Origin of the sequence: Campylobacter concisus (assembly GCF_002912425.1) — a bacterium.
Classification (GTDB): domain Bacteria; phylum Campylobacterota; class Campylobacteria; order Campylobacterales; family Campylobacteraceae; genus Campylobacter_A; species Campylobacter_A concisus_AH.
Map to the genome: position 1 here is coordinate 1 of NZ_POYR01000086.1, position 837 is coordinate 837.

An 837-nucleotide genomic window follows, 5' to 3' on the forward strand; every position below is an offset into this window, starting at 1 on the left:
TCAAAAAGGTTGCGCCTTTAAATACTCCAAATGCTAACAATATAGCTACTAATGGGATATGTAATAAAAACATAAATATTGAATTGTAATCTTTTATAACTATCGGTCTTTTATCATAATCTCTCAAAATAGCTCCTTATTAAATTTAATTACTGTGAGATAAAATTCCACTCATATATTGGCTTTCAATTTTATGTATTTCTATTTTTTCTAAACCATGATCTGTTTTTTTACATACTTGAAGCATGTCTATATCTATTTTAAAATTATCCAAGAAGTATTTTTTAACCAAGGCTCTCTCATATCTTGAAGTAGCAAGTATATTTAAAACCTTATCGCCTTGAAAAATAATAATACAGTCATAAAATTTATAAAAGGTTCCTTTTGTTTTAAAAAAATAAAATAAAATCTTACTTAGCAAGAAAAATGGATAATACGCTATCCACAGCAATACAACACTAATCCATTTTACTTTTTTCTGAAGATTGCTTAAATTTTGAGATTTATGGTAATAGTCGTCATAAGTCTTATAAATTTCAAATTCCTCATCCAAATTTATACTTTCTACTATATTGCCTGCTTGCAGAAATTCTATCTTTTTATTAGATAGTTTTATGCTTCGCTTATATCCATTAAAAATATAAGGGCGGATATTAAAATAAAATGCTTGTGCTATTAAAAAAGAAAATGCTGCTTTATTGTGGTGAGTGAATAAAAAATAAACAGATGAAATAAGCCAAGGCATAGCCACTAGAAGCATAAATATAGAATTATAGTCCTTTATAATTATCGGTCTTTTATCATAATCTCTCAAAATAGCTCCTTATTAAATTTAAT

General features: G+C 25.9%; 1 protein-coding gene. It reads right to left on the reverse strand.

Annotated elements, in window-relative coordinates; translation table 11 throughout:
* Nucleotides 1–145 precede the first annotated feature (145 nt).
* Nucleotides 146–814: a hypothetical protein gene (locus tag CYP84_RS04885; RefSeq protein WP_103636861.1), complete on the reverse strand. Its 669-nt coding sequence runs from the start codon at nucleotides 812–814 to the stop codon at nucleotides 146–148.
* Nucleotides 815–837: the final 23 nt, after the last annotated feature.